The 15,528-nt window shown below is 70.1% G+C and carries 10 protein-coding genes and 1 pseudogene; 6 read left to right on the top strand and 5 right to left on the bottom strand.

The window, feature by feature from the left end; genetic code table 11:
• Positions 1-35: 35 nt before the first annotated feature.
• Both ABT001_RS29940 and ABT001_RS29935 read right to left on the bottom strand, forming a co-directional pair.
• Positions 36-2,012: a family 43 glycosylhydrolase gene (locus tag ABT001_RS29940; protein WP_351283880.1), complete on the bottom strand. Its 1,977-nt coding sequence runs from the start codon at positions 2,010-2,012 to the stop codon at positions 36-38.
• 371 nt (positions 2,013-2,383) lie between these two features.
• Positions 2,384-3,160 (bottom strand): hypothetical protein, encoded by a 777-nt coding sequence (locus ABT001_RS29935; protein WP_351283877.1) that lies wholly within the window; start codon positions 3,158-3,160, stop codon positions 2,384-2,386.
• 142 nt (positions 3,161-3,302) lie between these two features.
• On the opposite strand from ABT001_RS29935, the pseudogene ABT001_RS29930 reads away from it, so the two are divergent.
• From ABT001_RS29930 to ABT001_RS29905, 6 genes and pseudogenes are all read left to right on the top strand, one after another.
• Positions 3,303-4,306 (top strand): annotated as a pseudogene (locus ABT001_RS29930) (cytochrome P450 family protein).
• Positions 4,307-4,338: 32 nt separating this feature from the next.
• Positions 4,339-5,526, top strand: a complete 1,188-nt coding sequence (locus tag ABT001_RS29925; RefSeq protein WP_351283950.1) for a cytochrome P450 family protein — start codon at positions 4,339-4,341, stop codon at positions 5,524-5,526.
• Positions 5,527-5,723: 197 nt separating this feature from the next.
• Positions 5,724-6,695: an arabinan endo-1,5-alpha-L-arabinosidase gene (locus ABT001_RS29920; RefSeq protein WP_351283874.1), complete on the top strand. Its 972-nt coding sequence runs from the start codon at positions 5,724-5,726 to the stop codon at positions 6,693-6,695.
• Entirely contained in the window at positions 6,677-8,131 is a 1,455-nt protein-coding gene (locus ABT001_RS29915; RefSeq protein WP_351283872.1) for a family 43 glycosylhydrolase, read from the top strand. Before ABT001_RS29920 ends, ABT001_RS29915 begins: the two co-directional genes overlap by 19 nt.
• A 122-nt stretch (positions 8,132-8,253) precedes the next feature.
• On the top strand, positions 8,254-9,336 hold the full coding sequence (locus tag ABT001_RS29910; protein WP_351283869.1) for a pectinesterase family protein: 1,083 nt from the start codon (positions 8,254-8,256) through the stop codon (positions 9,334-9,336).
• A 192-nt stretch (positions 9,337-9,528) separates the two neighbouring features.
• Positions 9,529-10,536, top strand: a complete 1,008-nt coding sequence (locus ABT001_RS29905; RefSeq protein WP_351283866.1) for a LacI family DNA-binding transcriptional regulator — start codon at positions 9,529-9,531, stop codon at positions 10,534-10,536.
• A gap of 42 nt (positions 10,537-10,578) precedes the next feature.
• Here ABT001_RS29905 and ABT001_RS29900 read toward each other — a convergent pair whose 3' ends face one another.
• From ABT001_RS29900 to ABT001_RS29890, 3 genes are read right to left on the bottom strand one after another with little or no spacing between them, the layout of a single operon-like run.
• Complete coding sequence (locus ABT001_RS29900; protein WP_351283864.1) at positions 10,579-11,286, bottom strand: glycoside hydrolase family 12 protein; 708 nt, start codon at positions 11,284-11,286, stop codon at positions 10,579-10,581.
• A gap of 35 nt (positions 11,287-11,321) precedes the next feature.
• A complete protein-coding gene (locus ABT001_RS29895; RefSeq protein WP_351283861.1) occupies positions 11,322-13,541 on the bottom strand; it encodes a glycosyl hydrolase family 95 catalytic domain-containing protein in 2,220 nt (739 codons plus the stop codon).
• Positions 13,538-15,514 carry a beta-galactosidase gene (locus ABT001_RS29890; protein WP_351283859.1) on the bottom strand — a complete coding sequence of 659 codons (1,977 nt, stop codon included), beginning with the start codon at positions 15,512-15,514 and terminating at the stop codon, positions 13,538-13,540. The genes ABT001_RS29895 and ABT001_RS29890 overlap by 4 nt, the downstream gene beginning before the upstream one ends.
• Positions 15,515-15,528 lie beyond the last annotated feature (14 nt).

Here is a 15,528-nt window from a genome sequence, read left to right as displayed (position 1 = left end):
TGCGCCCAGCCGGACCGCTGCGTCAGGTCACCACGTCACCAGGCCCTGAAGGTGGCCTCGGGCCGGTCGGCGGCGGCGACGTCCTCGACGTACAGCAGCGCGTCGCGGTGCCGCAGGTAGCGGCCGGGCTCGCTGTAGGACTCGAAGGACGACAGGGACCGGTCGGAGAGGCCGGGCACGCGCCGCCATGTGGCGTCCGCGCGGTAGGCGGCGTCGTCGGTGCGTGTGTCGATCCACACCTCGCCGTCGCGCTGCCGCAGGAAGGTCCCGGGGAAGTTGACCGACTCGAGCGACACCGCCGACGGGTCCGCCAGGCCGGGTACCACCTTCCACTGCATGTCGGCGTACGGCGTGACGTTCGCGTCGACCCGGCCACGGCTCCACGCGTGCCGGATGAACCGGTTCGGGGCGTCGGCCGCCTCGAAGCCGAACACGTTGGAACGGATCGAGACGTTGTCGAAACGTGCGAGGGGCCTGCCCGGTGCCGCCGCACCGGCCTTCGGCGACAGCCCGCCGGTGTGCGGCCCATCGATGTGGAGGCCGTTGGCGCCGGAGGTGAAGCCGGCGTCGGTCGTGCGGATCTTCGGCTTCGCCATGTCATCGACGTAGACCTCGATGGACGAGCCGACCGCCTCGATCCTCACCCGGTGGGTCTTGCCGACCGCCCCCGCGAGCCGTGCCTTCGCCAGCGGTGTCCGTATGTCGCCCGTGGCCTTGCCGAGGACCAGGCCGTCCCGGCCGACGGCGGCGTAGTAGCCGTGGAAGCCCTCGGTGCCGGTCCCCGGCCGGGTGACGCGGAAGGCGAGCCCCGCTTCGCCGCGGCCGTGGCGCAGGGTCACATCGGCCTCGTAGACCAGGTCCGAGAAGTTGGTGTCCTGGAGGGTCAGGCCGCTTCCGGTGGCGGTCGACGTGGCGGAGTAGGCGCCCCGCTCGGGGGACCAGCCGGCGTCGCCGTAGGCGCGCCACCCGACGGCGTTGCCGTCGTCGAAGTTGTCGTTGACCTTCATGGTGACCGGCCGGATCGTGCCGTCCTCGTTGAAGTGGATCCGGTCGTAGGCCAGGGCCCGGTGGTTGCCGTCGGTCTCGCTCAGCGGGCGGCGGTGGTAGACGATGTACCAGATGTCGGTGCCGGGGACGTTGAGGATCGAGTTGTGCCCGGAGCCACGGGCGACGGCCGGGTCCTGCGCCAGCACTCTGTCGATCTTCTTGAACGGGCCGGTCGGGGAGTCCGACATGGCGTACGACACCGAGTAGTTGGGGCCGGTCCAGCCGCCCTCGGACCACATCATGTAATAGGTGCCGTCTCGCTTGAACATGAAGGAGCCCTCGACGTAGTTCTCCGGGGTGATCTCCTTGTAGGTCGTCCCGTCGGGGAAGGTGCCGAGGCTGGTCATGTCCGGGTTGAGCTTGACGACGTTCGCGTGGCCCCAACCGCCGTAGTACATGTACGCCTGGCCGTCGTCGTCGATGAAGACGTCCTGGTCGATCGGTTGGGCGCCGTTGTGGAACCGGGAGATCAGCGGGCCGCCGATGGCGTCCTTGTACGGTCCCTCCGGGCGGTCGGCGACGGCGACGCCGATCCCGCCGTGCTCGGAGTTGCTCTGGATGTCGTTGGCGGCGAAGTAGAGGTAGTACTTGCCGTCACGGAAGACCGGCGCGGGGGCCCAGAGCGCATACTTGGCCCAGGTCACATCGGCGACATTCAGCACCTTGGGGTGCTTGGTCCAGTTCACCATGTCCGTCGAGGAGAACGCGTCCATGAAGGTCTGTTCGGAGTAACTCCGGGACGTGGTCGGGTAGATCCAGTAGCGGTCGTCGTAGACCGCGACATCCGGGTCGGCGTACCACCCTTCGACGAGCGGGTTCCCCGCCTCGGCTGTGGTCGGGACCGGGGCGGCAGGGGCCGACCGGGCGGCAGCCGGTCGCTCGGCCCCCGTGACGGAGGGTGCGAAGCCGGCCAGCAGGGCGGCGGCGGTCAGGGCTACGGAGAGCTTGCGGATGGTGCGCACCATGAGGGCGGAAAGCCTTTCTCGTGAGCGACAACAGCGATCGGAAGCAGGGGGAGACAACGTTGTCGGGCGAGGTGCGTGGCAAGACGTCGGGGCGTGTTCAGGGGTTGCGCGGACCGGGCGGTGAAGGACCGTCACTTCGGCGCGGGCCGGTTGTACTACGTTGGAAATCGAAGTGACGTGCAGCATAAGAACATGGGAGCCGGGTAGTGTCCACCCCGCGCGTGCGGGAACCACACCCCGCAGGGGAGTTCGCCGAAGGCGACACGCATCGCCCACTCGCACGGCGTCGGACGTCTGTGTGGGGGCGCGTCATAGAGGGCTGGTACCGCATCACTACCTGTACCGGCTGAAGGCCCTGCTCGTGCTGTCGGCTACAGAACACCCAGCGCTCGGCAGGCACCGAAGTCGAGCCAGCCGAGCTCGGATGCGGGCCACTCCGGCACCCCGTAGAAGTCGGCCTCGCCCGGGCTCACGGAGACCCCGCCGCCTTCCTGCCGGCCGACGTAGCGGGAAACGCCGCCGTCCCCCACCGACTGGAAGACCTGGAGCTCGGCGCGGCCGTCGTGATCGGTGTCGGTGGCCCGCGCCCCGTACACGAAGGTCGAAATCGGCATACGGATGGTGGCGGTCCGCTCACTGCTCAGGTCACGGGCGAGAGGACCGTAGCGCACCTCGTGCACCACCATGCCGTCCCGTGGGCTGTCGCCGACGTCGTCCTGGCTGTAGAAGAGGGCCAGGTCCGCGTATCCGTCGCCGTCGAAGTCCCCGAAGGTCCCCCTCGTCTCCATGTCCTCCTTCAGTGCGCCCCGCAGCTTCTGCCAGAACCCGCGGGCCTCTCCCACGCCGACGGTGGTGCGGTGATCGCCCCTACGGAAGACCACTGAGCCGGTGCCGTCGCGGTCCTGGTCGTGGATCTCGTCCAGGTGACCGTCCGCGTCCACATCGGCGCGCAGGGACGCGCTGTTGACGGCGCATATCGTCATGGGCGCATGGCCGCCCGGCTCCGGTCCGATGCCCAGGAGGAGCCAGGTGCCGAAGGCGATCGCGACGAGCCCGGCACCGGAAGCCGCGGCGAGCCGCCGCCGGCGCGGCTGCGACGAGGTCACGGCCCCTGGGGCGAGTTCTTTCGGATCATCGGAGAAAGGCATGCCGGCACTCTAGGGAGGGCGTGAAGATCCACGCGGGCAGCCGGTCCGATCGGTGCCCAAAGCTTTACTCAACCTCCTTATAGTGAGGCGGCGTTGATCGCATGGCCGCGACGCGCGAAGCCGTCACCCAGGAGTCCGTACGATGACGACCCCCTCGCCTTCCGCTGTCTCCGCCCCCGGCGGCAGCTGCCCCGTGCCGCTCGGCGGACCCGGGTTCCACACCGAACCGCAGGCCCTGTACCGGACCATGCGGCGCGACCACGGTCCGGTCGTCCCCGTCGAGCTCCCCGGCGGCTTTCCGGCCTGGCTCGTCGTCGGCTACCGGGAGCTCCACCAGGTCACCAGCGACGCCGAGCCCCTGCCCGTGCTCGTCCTCGCCCGCCTCGTGGGCTTTCCAGACGAGGAGGGGGCGGAGATCGCCCGGCTCCTGAAGGACCTGGCCGACGGCGGACCCGGCGCCCAGGAGGCGTACGGCCGCTTCGCTGCGCACATGCGGCGGCTGGTGGAGATCAAGCGGGCGGCACCCGGCGACGACATCACCTCCCGGATGCTCGCCGACCCCGAGCCCTTCACGGACGAGGAGTACGCCCTCGACCTGATGGCGATCACGGCGGCCGGGCACCTCACCACCGCCGACTGGATCAGCAACTCCCTGCGGCTGATGCTGACCGAGGACCAGTTCGCCGACTCCCTCTCCGGCGGCATGCGCAGTGTCGGCGACGCGATGAACGAGGGCTCTGGGAGGAGAGCCCCACCCAGATCCTGGCCGGCCGCTGGGCGGTCCGTGACACCCGGCTCGGCGGCCGGAGCATCCGCGCCGGAGACATGGTCCTGCTCGGTCTGGGGGCGGCCAGCACCGACCCGCTGATACGTCAGGAGGTGGTGTCCGGTGGCGTGGGGCAGCCCGTGGGCAACGGGGCGCATCTGGCGTTCAGCCACGGGGAGTACCGCTGTCCCTTCCCGGCGCAGGAGATCGCGGAGACCATCGCCCGTACCGCGATCGAGGTCATCCTCGACCGGTTGCCCGATCTCGAACTCGATGTCCCCGCAGAGGACCTGGTCCGCCGGCCGTCCGCCTTCCTGCGCGGGATGAACGCCCTTCCCGTTCGCTTCGTCCCCGTACACACGACAGGAGACCCGCTGTGAAATGCCCGCACGCGACCGTGGTGATCGACCCCATGGTCCAGGACCTCGACGGTGAGACGGACAAGCTGCGGGCATCCGCCCCGCTCGCGCGCATCGATCTGCTGGGCGTCCCCGCCTGGACCGTCACCCGGCATGCCGAGGCACGCCAACTCCTCGTCGACACGCGGCTGGTGAAGAATCTGGACGCCTGGGGGCTGTGGCGGAGCGGGGAGGTCACCCACGCCTGGCCGCTGATCGGCATGATCGACGCCGGACGCTCCATGTTCACCGTGGACGGCGAGGAGCACCGCCGGCTGCGGACGAAGACGTCGCAGGCCCTCACCCCCCGTCGGCTCGAGGCGATCCGCCCGGAGATCGAGAAGTTCACCGAGGAGCTGCTGGACGCGCTCGCCGAGCAGGGCAAGGACGGTGTCGTCGACCTCAAAGCCGTGTTCGCGCAGCCGCTCCCGATGAAGGTCGTCGGGCTGCTGATGGGAGTGGACGAGGCGTTGCATCCCATGCTGACCCGGCAGTACAAGGCGTTCTTCTCGATGCTCACCCCCCAGGAGGACCGGCTGGCGCTCCTGGCCGAACTCGATGTCTTCTACGCCGAGTTCGTACGGGAGAAGACCGCGCACCCCACGGACGACCTCACCAGCGCGCTGATCCTCGCCGAGGAGGGCGGGAGACCGCTCACGGAGGAGGAGGTCGTCGGCAACCTCAAGGCGATGGTGGCAGCCGGGCACGAGACGACGATCGGGCTCGTCCTCAACGCCGTACGCGCACTGCTCGCCCACCCCGACCAGCTGCGCAAGGTGCTGGACGGGGAGATCCCTTGGGAGACGGTGATCGAGGAGACACTGCGCTGGGACACCCCCACCACCCACCTGCTGATGCGGTTCGCCACCGAGGACATCCAGGTCGGTGACCAGGTGATAGCCGAGGGGGAGGGGGTGGTGATCTCCTACCGGGCCATCGGCCGTGACGCCCTCCAGCACGGGGACGACGCCGATTCCTTCGACATCACCCGGCCGGCGCCGATCCGGCACATGACCTTCGGTCACGGGCCCCACATCTGCCCCGGCGCCGCGCTCTCCCGGGTCGAGGCCGGTATCGCCCTGCCCGCGCTCTTCCGGCGGTTCCCGCGGCTGAAGCTCGCGATCGCCGACGACGAGATCCGTAAGCTGCCGGTCATGACGCAGAACGACATGGAGGCCTTCCCCGTGCTGCTGCACGGCTGACAGCGAGGCCTCCGGACCGGACGCGCCTGCCCCGTGCGCGTGTCCGGTCCCTACCGACGCCCGCGCCCCTGACGATCGTTCGGGATATCGGACGGCGTCCGGTTTTTCGAAGAATGTGGGTGACGCGCGGCAACCGATGCGGTGCGGGCGGCGACTGCGGGATGCACCCCCATCCCCGACCGTGAAGGAGTTTCCTCGTGAGCCGCACTCTGAGGAGAAGCCTCGCCGTGCTCCCCGCCGCGTTCCTGCTGGCCCTCGTGCCGGTCAGCGCGTCCGCCTACCCCAACCCGGGCGTGGTCAACGGAGACGTCGTCGTCCACGACCCCAGCATGATCCGCAGCTCCTCCGGCCAGTACCTGCTCTACTCGACCGGTGAGGGCCTCCAACTCCGCACCTCCACCGACCGCACCGCCTTCGGCCGGTCCGGCAACGCCTTCACCACCAAGCCGAGCTGGTGGAAGAACTACTCCTCGGCGTCCGACCCCTGGGCCCCGGACATCTCGTACCACGGCGGCAAGTACCTGATGTACTACGCCGTCTCGTCCTTCGGCTCCAACACGTCGGCCATCGGACTGGCGGCCTCCACCACCGGCCAGGCCGGCAGCTGGAGCGACTACGGGATCGTCTACACGTCGAGCTCGTCGAGCGACTACAACGCCATCGACCCCAACCTCTTCGTGGACGACGACGGCAAGTGGTGGCTCTCCTTCGGCTCCTGGTGGACCGGGATCAAGATGATCCGGATCGACCCGTCGACCGGCAAGCAGTACGCCGGAGACACCGCCCGCCGCTCGCTCGCCTCCCGCCCCACCGGGACCAAGGCCGTCGAGGCGCCCTCCGTCGTCAAGCGCAACGGCTACTACTACCTCTTCGCCTCGTACGACACGTGCTGCTCCGGCACCAGCTCGACGTACAAGATCAAGGTGGGCAGGGCGACCAGCGTCACCGGGCCCTACAAGGACCGCAACGGCGTCAGCATGCTCAGCAACGGCGGTACGCCCGTCATGGAGTCGCACGGCCGCTACATCGGCCCCGGCGGCCAGTCGATCCTGGCTGACTCCGACGGCGACCTGCTCGTCTACCACTACTACGACGGCCAGGACAACGGCGCCCCCAAGCTCGGAGTCAACCTCCTGAACTGGAGCAGCGGATGGCCCGTCGCCTACTGACCCTGCTGAGCGCCCTCCTGCTGGCGCTCGCCCTGGGCCAGCCGACGTCCGCGTCGGCTGCCGAGGGCCGCCCGTACACCAATCCGGTCAAGACGCAGAAGGGGGCCGACCCCTGGATCTCGTACCACGACGGCAACTACTACCTGGTGTCGACGAGTTGGACCGACGTCATCACCATGCGCAAGTCGCCGACCCTGGCCGGGCTCGCCACCGCGCCGAGCGTGCAGGTCTGGCAGGGTGACGCCGCCTCGCGCTGCTGCAACATCTGGGCGCCCGAACTCCACTACTCGGGCGGCCGTTGGTATCTGTACTACGTCGCCGGTCAGAACATCACCGACTACAACCCCACGCAGCGCGTGCACGTGCTGCAGAGCACGGGTTCGGACCCCATGGGGCCCTACACGTACAGGAACCAGCTGGGCAGCACCTGGATGCTGGACCCGAGCGTGCTCACGCTCAACGGGTCCATGTATCTGCTGGGCAGTGCGAGCGGCGGCGGGACGCAGAACCTCGTGATCGCGCCGATGTCGAACCCGTACACGCTCAGCGGCTCGTTCTCGACGATCTCCAGGCCCACCCATGACTGGGAGAAGTCGGGCGGCACGGTCAACGAGGGGGCCGAGGTGCTCCAGCGGGGCGGGAAGACGTTCATCGTCTACTCCGCCAGCGGCTGCTGGACCCCCGACTACAAGCTGGGGCAGCTCACCCTGACCGGCTCCGACCCGCTCTCCGCGTCCTCCTGGACGAAGAAGTCCACCCCGGTCTTCCAGCGGAACAACGCCGCCGGGGTGTACGGGCCGGGGCACAACGGCTTCTTCACCTCGCCCGACGGCACGGAGAGCTGGATCGTCTACCACGCCAACGACTCCGCGTCCGACGGCTGCGACAACGGACGTACGGCACGGGCGCAGGAAATCGGCTGGAACTCCGACGGCACCCCGAACCTGGGCACACCCGTCGCCCTCGGTACGACACTGGCGGGGCCTTCCGGTGAGACGGCGGCGACCCCGACGGCGTACACCGTGGTCAGCCGGGCAACCGGGAAGTGTCTCGACGTGAGCGGGGCGTCGACCGCCGACGGGGCGAACGTCCAGCAGTGGACGTGCGACGGAAGCGCCAGGCAGCGGTGGCGGATCGACGACAGGGGGGACGACACGAGCAGGCTGGTGAACGTCGCGACGGGCAAGGTGCTCGACACGGCGGACTGCTCGACGGCCGACGGCGCCGACCTGCGCCAGTGGTCGTGGCTCGACAACACCTGCCAGCGCTTCCGCTTCGTCACCACCGAGGCCGGGGGCTGGGTGCGCATCGTCAACCAGGCCACCGGAAAGGTCGCCGACGTGGCGGACTGCTCGACGGCCGACGGCGCGGACGTGAGGCAGTGGACCTGGCTGGACAACCACTGTCAGCAGTGGAAGCTCACCCCCGTGAGCTGAGCGACCACGGGCCCGGACCCCGGTCCGGGCCCGTGACTCCCGGGCCCGGCAACCTTCGCGGTGGCCGCGGCGACCACTCCCCGGAACCCCACCTCTTCCCTCCCCATCGAACGGATCACACCATGGCAGCGCATCGACGACGCACCACCCTCCGGCCCGTATCCCGTAAGGCGACGGCAGCGGCGGCAGCATTCCTGGCCGTCGCCGGCCTCCAGGTGTTCGGCACGGCATCCGGAGCCGCGGCGGCCACCACCCTCACCGTCGCCAAGGACGGCAGCGGGCAGTACACCACCGTGCAGGCAGCGGTGAACGCGATACCGGCGGGCAACACCGCCCGGGTGGTGGTCGCCATCAAGCCCGGGACCTACCGCGAGCTGGTGAAGATCCCGTCCACCAAGCAGAACGTCACCCTGCAGGGCAGCGGTCCCAGCCGCAACGACACCGTCATCGTCTACAACAACGCCTCCGGCACGCAGAAGCCCGACGGTTCCGGCACCTACGGGACCAGCGGCAGTGCCACCGTCGCGGCCGAGGCCAACGGCTTCCAGGCCCGCAACCTCACGATCTCCAACGACTTCGACGAAGGCGCCAACCAGAACATGAGCGGCCTCCAGGCCGTCGCCCTGCGCACCGCAGCGGACAAGGTCTTCCTCGACTCCGTGATCGTCAGCGGAGACCAGGACACCCTGCTGCTCGACACCGCCTCCAAGGCGACGCTCGGCCGCGTCTACGTGGTCAACTCCTACGTCATCGGCAACGTCGACTTCATCTTCGGACGTGCCACCGCCGTGATCGACAGGTCGGTCATCACACTGAAGAAGCGGTGGAACGGCACCTCCGCCGGTTACATCGCCGCTCCCAGCACGGCCGCCGACCGCAAGGGCTTCCTGATCACCGGCTCGACCGTCAACGGCGACGTCTCGGCGTCCTCCTTCCACCTCGGCAGGCCCTGGCACGCGGGCGGCGACGCCTCGCTCGACCCGATGGCGACCTTCCGCGGCACAACCCTCAGCTCGGCGATCAAGTCCGCGCCGTGGACGGACATGAGCGGCTTCTCGTGGAAGGACGACCGCTTCGCGGAGTACCGGAACACCGGGCCCGGATCCGGTTCGGCGAGCGGTGACCGGCCGCAGCTCAGTGACGCGCAGGCTACGCAGCAGGAGACAGCCGACTGGCTGGCAGGCTGGACACCTTCGGCATCCTGAGCCACGGTATGCGGAAGGGGTCGGCATCCGGCGGTCGAAGCGCTTCGACTCCCACTCTGGACACTGCCTGTGAGCGAGTCTAGGCTCCACGGTGTCTGTGCGCGTCAGAGTGCGAAGGGGAGCACAGCAAGGCGCTGTCGAAGCGCTTCACCCGCTCTCCCTTGCGGTCGCCATCTGTAGGGGAGAAGCCGAATGGTCACGCTTGCCGAGGTCGCCCAGCACGCCGGAGTCTCCGCGAGCACGGTGAGCTACGTCCTCAGCGGCAAGCGGTCGATCTCGGCCTCCACCCGGGAGCGGGTGGAGCACAGTATCCAGCAGTTGGGCTATCACCCCAACGCCGGTGCGCGTGCCCTCGCCAGCAGCAGGTCCAACATCATCGCGCTGATGGTTCCGCTGCGCACGGACATGTACGTGCCGGTGATGATGGAGATCGCCATGGCCGTCGCCACGAGCGCCCGGAACCACGGATACGACGTCCTGCTGCTCACCGGCGAGGAGGGCCCCGCGGCCGTCCGCCGGATCGCGGGGAGCTCACTGGCGGACGCCATGATCCTGATGGACGTCGAACTCCACGACGAGCGACTGCCGTTGCTCCGCGACTCCGGGCGGACCGCCGTCCTCATCGGCCTGCCCGCCGACACCTCGGGCCTCACCTGTGTGGATCTCGACTTCGAGGCCACCGGGGCACTCTGCGTCGACCACCTCGCCGGTCTCGGCCACCGCGAGGTGGCGGTCATCGGTGAGGCGGCCGCAGTCTACGAACGGCACACCGGCTTCGCCGAACGCACCGTCGACGGCATACGGGCCAAGGCGCGGGAGGCCGGGGTGCGGATCCTGCACCGGCCCTGCGAAGGCGGGTACGCCGCGATGTCCGGCACCCTGGGCCGGATCTTCGACGAACGGCCGGGGACGACCGGATTCATCGTCCAGAACGAGGCCGCCGTCGAACCGCTGCTCAACCTGCTCCAGCAGCAGGGGCGCGCCGTGCCCGAGGACGTGTCCGTCGTGGCCGTCTGCCCCGAACAGGTCGCCACGGGTGCCTCGGTGCGGCTCACCTCCGTCGCCATCCCGGCACAGGAGATGGGACGCCGGGCGGTGGAACAGGTGGTCGCGAAACTCACCGGCCGGGGTACGGACGAAGTGGAGTTGCTCAAGCCGGTCCTGACGGAACGCGCGAGCACGGGCCCCGCGCCGGTCTGACCGGCGAGGTGGCCGGGGGACACCCCCCGGCCACCGGCCGGATCAGCTCGACGAGACGCCGAATCCGTTGGTCACGAAGTCCAGACCGCCGGACGACGAGGTGATCTCGTAGCCGAACTGGACGTCACCGATGGTCTCTTTGCCCCACCAGCCCTTGGTGTCCTTGATCCACTTCAGGATCGGCAGGATGTCCACGGTGCCGGCGGACGAGTCGGAGGTCCGCAGGAACGAGAAGACCTCGTTGGCTCCGTTGTCACCCTTGTACACGGCCCAGGAGTGGCCGCCGAGGCTGACGGTCCCCTGCGAGGTGCCGAGAGGACCGACGGCGCCGTTGTGGTTGACCCAGAGCATGACCTCGTAGTCGTAGTCCGTGTCCCAGATGTCGTACGACGTGTTGTACGCCCCGGAGGCCGGGACGGTCACGTTGTAGTCGCTGGTCAGCGACGAGATCGACGTGATCGGCTTGTTGACGATCTTCTTCGCGTTCGGGTACGACTTGATGCCGCCGGTGTTCGGGTGGTTCGCCGTCACGCCCCAGTCGCTCGACGAGTCTGCCCATATGGTCTGGGTGCCCGCTCCCGAGCCCCAGATGTTGTTGTAGAGGATGTAGCCGTCGGACGTGGTGTAGTTCCCCCACTGCTCCGAAGAGGTCCAGATGGCGGCATGGGCCGGAGCCGCCGCGAAGCCGATCAGCGCGGCCACGGCCGCCGTCGGGGCCAGGAGCAGCCTGGTCAGGGTGGTTCGTGCCATGGGGTGTGTTCCTTCCACGTGGGGATGGAGGACTGCTACCGCGCCTCCAGGGTGAGGACGCGGTCCACGCCGGCCGTCAGCTCCAGCGGAGCCTTCGGACGTCCGGCGGAGGTCTCGGTGAGGGCGAAACCGTCACCCGTGCGCAGATCGACACGGGCGTCGCGGGTGGGGCGCAGCACGGCCGTGGCGCCGGTCTCCGACCAGCTCAGGTCCAGGTGCGCGCCGAACCGGGTGCGCACGCCCCGGAGTTCACCCTCCCGGCACGCCGCGGGGACGGCCGGCAGGAGTACCAGGCGGCCGGGTGCCGACTGGACGAGCGACTCGATCACGGCGGCGGGCAGGGTGTGCGCCGCGTCCGCGTTGTAGACGTTCCGGGCCGGGTAGTGCGCGCTCATCAGCGAATCGTGGAAGAAGTCGCCGCCCAGCACCGCGCCCAGCGCCGCCGCCACCCGGGACGGGTCCCGCAGCCGGGCGGCGATCAGGGCGTGGTGCAGATGTCCGTGCGCGGAGTCGTTCTCCGAGCCGCGCAGCTCCAGGGCGCGGTGCGCGGCCGTGGCCAGCTCCGGGGTGTCGTACGGATTGATCCCGTCCAGCGGCCACACCGGGTAGAGGTGGCTCAGATGGCGGTGGTCGTACGTCTCCCGCAGGCCGGGCCACGCCCACTCGGCGAGTGCTCCGTCCTCGTTCACCGTGTACGCGGGGAGCCGCGCCGCGAGTGACCGCCAGACGCCGGCCGACGGGTGCCCGGGGGCGTGTTCGGCGGCCGTCGTCAGGGCGTGGCGGGCCGCGGCGATGTCCATCGTGGCGTTCACCGTGCCCCAGCTCGCGTTGGCCGGCCGGTTCTCCGGGGAGTACGAGGGCACGACGGCCACGTTGCCGCTCCCGTCCTCGCGGCTGAGGAAGTCCTCGTAGAACACGGCCACTTCGACCAGCGCGGCGGTCAGGGCGGTGTCCGGGGAGCCCGTCGCCACCTCGGCGTGCTCCAGCAGCGGCTGCAGCAGCCAGTCCGCCCCCGCCGTCCACAGATGCAGCGGATAGGCACGCTGGAAGTGCCGGGTGTGGCCGGACTCGCCGTCCGTGTGGGACGGCGCGACGACGCCCCGGGCGCCGAACAGGGCCCGTGCGTTGTCACGCCAGTCGGCCAACTGGCCGTACACCAAAGACGCATGGGCCTCGGCGACCTCCGGGAGGGCGGCCGCCGCGGCGGACGCGATCTGCAGGTTGAGGTTGGCGTTCGTGGTGAAGGCCCCCGACCACGCGGTGTCCCAGTCGCCGGTCCACAGACCGGTCAGCCGGGGAGGCAACAGCCCGGAGGAGGAGAGCAGATGGTAGCGGCCCGCCGCGAAGAGCCGCTCCAGCAGCGCGGGGGACTCCGGGGCACGCAGCAGATCGCTGCCGGACAGCTCCCGCCCGGGCGCCGCGTCCCGCAGCACGAACGAGGCGCGCCCGTAGGCGGTCCGGTGCGGCGGCAGGTGGCGGGCCAGCAGCGTGGCGTGGTCTTCACGCGGCAGAGCGGCCCACAGCTCCGTGAGGTCCGGGTGGCCCGCCGAGCGGACCACCCGGGTGATGAGCGTGAGGCTCCGCGCCCCCTCGACGCGGATCCCCTCCCCGGACACGGACACCCGGCCGCCGTCCACCCGCGCCACGGTGACACCCGTGTACCCGAGCCCGCCGCCCGGATAGCCGACCCGCAGAGCCAGGTGCGCGCCCTCCGGAGTGAGAACCGTGGAGCGGCCGACCGCCAGCCGCGCGGGGGCACCGGGAAGACAGGGGTCCAGGAACACGTCGGCGGTCAGCCCGGGGTCGGTGACGTGCTGGACGATCACGTCGTCGGCCCGCGACACGAAGACGCTGCTGCGCCACGCCTCGTACGACGCGGTCACCTCGCCCGTCGTGAAGTCGACCTCGCGCCTGTATCCGGCGACGGCGTCGTGCAGCCCCCGGCCGCGGCGCACGCTCGTCCGGAACGCCGGGTGGAAGGGCTGGACCCACATCAGCGGACGTCCCGCGCCGAAGTCCTCGGCCGCCCTCGTGTCCCCCGACAGGAGTGCGTCCTGGAGGCGGCCGAGCCGGTCGGCGAGCTCCGGCGGCCGGAGGTCCTCGCTGCCGTTGGGCCGCACCAGGGTGTGGTGGTTGACGATCACTCGGTCGTCCGCCGGATCGCCGTACACCATTGCCCCGTGGCGGCCGTTGCCGCTGAGGAACGCGTCCTCCCAGCGGGTGGCGGGGCAGGGCTCCCAGGTGCCGTCGTTCATGCGGAGACGCTTCTGAGCACGGCCACGCCGTAACGGCCCAGCTCCACCGCGCTGTCGGCCTCGGAACCCGTGAGCAGGTCCAGATGCCGTCCCGGCAGCTCCACCCGAACGGGCGACCGCCCGTGGTTCAGCAGGAACAGCAGCGCGCCGCGCCGCACCGCCTCGACCCCGGCGGGCAGCCCCTCCAGCACGGGCCGCACCCCCGCCCCGGCCGCCACCCGGCCGAGCAGCTCGCGCAGCGCCCCGGGCTCGGGCAGCGTGGAGACGTACCACGCGCCGCCCTTGCGGAGCACCGCGGGAAGCCCGTCCAGCTCCCCGCCGCGGTACGCGGCCACCGTCTCCGCGGTGCCGTCGGGTTCCAGCTCCTCCGACCACAGGGTGCCGCCGAAACCGTCGCACTCCACCGTCGTGTCCGCGTCCAGCGGCCACCACTCGTGCACCGTGCGGATCCCGAACAGCTCACGCAGTCGAATGTCCATGCCGCCCGGCCTGATCCGGTCGTCGACGTCCGCGACGCCGGTGAAGAAGCCGCACACCAGGGTGCCGCCGCCCCGCACGTACGCGACGAGGTTGTCGGTCGCCGCGTCGGAGAGGAGCTGGAGCTGCGGGACGAGCACCATGCGGTACGTGCTCAGGTCGGCCTCGGGGCGGGCGAAGTCGGTGCCGATCCCGCTCTCCCACAGGGCCCCGTGCCACGCCTGGAGCAGCTCCGGGTAGGAGACGAGGGAGGACGGCCGGCCCTGCTGGGTGCTCGACCACCAGGCGTCCCAGTCGTGCACCACGGCGACCTCGGCGGGAACCCCGGTGCCGCTCACCTCGGGGCCGAGCAGCGCGAGTTCGGCGCCGATCCGCTTGACCTCCTGGAAGGTGCGGCCGTGCTCGCCGGCGTGGCTCAGCATCCCGGAGTGGAACTTCTCCGCTCCCTGCCGGGACTGCCGCCACTGGAAGTAGCACAACGCGTCCGCGCCCCTGGCCACCGACTGCATCGACCAGAGCCGGTTGAGGCCGGCGGGCCTCGGGTGGTTCACAGCACGCCAGTTGACCGCCCCGGCCGCCTGTTCCATCACCATCCACGGTCCGCGGGCCTGCGAGCGGGTCATGTCGGCGAGCATCGCGTTGTACTGCCCGCCTCGCGGGTCCTTCGGGTCCGGGTAGACGTCGACGGAGACGATGTCCTCCTGCTCCGCCCACGCCCAGGCGTCCTGGCCCGACCACAGCGGCATGAAGTTCGTCGTCACCGGGATGTGCGGGGTGTGCCGGGCGACGATGTCCCGCTCGGCGAGGTAGCACTCCATCAGGGCGTCGGAGGTGAACCGCTTGAAGTCCAGCTCCTGCGCCGGGTTACGCATGTACTGGGCGCGGCGCGGCGGCAGGATCTCCGCCCAGGTGTCGTAGCGCTGGCTCCAGAACGCCGTGCCCCAGGCCTCGTTGAGCGCGTCCAGGGTGGAGTAGCGGGAGGCCAGCCAGCGGCGGAAGTGCGCGGCCGTCTCGTCGCACCAGCAGTGCGTGCAGTACTCGTTGTTGATGTGCCACACGGTGAGCGCGGGATGGTGCGCGTACCGGGCGGCGAGGTCCTCCGTGAGCGCCGCCGCATAACGCCGGTACACCGGTGAGCTCGGGCAGAAGTGCTGCCGTGAACCGTAGTTGACGACCGCCCCGTCCTCGGTGCGCGGCAACGTCTCCGGGTGGAGCGCTCCCATCCACGGCGGCGGCGAGGACGTCGGGGTGGCGAGGACCACGCCGACGCCGTGGGTGTGCAGGAGGTCCATGAGCCGGTCCAGCCAGCCGAACTCGCGTGCACCCGGGCGGGGTTCGATCATCGCCCAGGAGAAGACCCCGACGGTGACGGTGGTGACCCCGGCCTCCTTCATCAGCCGTACGTCATCGGCCCACACCTCCTCGGGCCACTGCTCGGGGTTGTAATCGCCTCCGAAGAGGACGCGGCCACGGGTGGCGTCGTGCAGGGACGGCATGGACGTCTCGTTCC

Origin of the sequence: Streptomyces sp. NPDC002793 (assembly GCF_040295485.1) — a bacterium.
Taxonomy (GTDB): Bacteria; Actinomycetota; Actinomycetes; order Streptomycetales; family Streptomycetaceae; genus Streptomyces.
Note: the sequence above shows the minus strand (reverse complement) of the source record. Positions and strands in the feature narration are given on the sequence as shown.

Coding starts and splice junctions, on each gene's coding strand:
- ABT001_RS29940 (WP_351283880.1), bottom strand. CDS start 2,012: ATGGTGCGCACCATCCGCAAGCTCTCCGTAGCCCTGACCGCCGCCGCC.
- ABT001_RS29935 (WP_351283877.1), bottom strand. CDS start 3,160: ATGCCTTTCTCCGATGATCCGAAAGAACTCGCCCCAGGGGCCGTGACC.
- ABT001_RS29925 (WP_351283950.1), top strand. CDS start 4,339: ATGGTCCAGGACCTCGACGGTGAGACGGACAAGCTGCGGGCATCCGCC.
- ABT001_RS29915 (WP_351283872.1), top strand. CDS start 6,677: ATGGCCCGTCGCCTACTGACCCTGCTGAGCGCCCTCCTGCTGGCGCTC.
- ABT001_RS29910 (WP_351283869.1), top strand. CDS start 8,254: ATGGCAGCGCATCGACGACGCACCACCCTCCGGCCCGTATCCCGTAAG.
- ABT001_RS29905 (WP_351283866.1), top strand. CDS start 9,529: ATGGTCACGCTTGCCGAGGTCGCCCAGCACGCCGGAGTCTCCGCGAGC.
- ABT001_RS29900 (WP_351283864.1), bottom strand. CDS start 11,286: ATGGCACGAACCACCCTGACCAGGCTGCTCCTGGCCCCGACGGCGGCC.
- ABT001_RS29895 (WP_351283861.1), bottom strand. CDS start 13,541: ATGAACGACGGCACCTGGGAGCCCTGCCCCGCCACCCGCTGGGAGGAC.
- ABT001_RS29890 (WP_351283859.1), bottom strand. CDS start 15,514: ATGCCGTCCCTGCACGACGCCACCCGTGGCCGCGTCCTCTTCGGAGGC.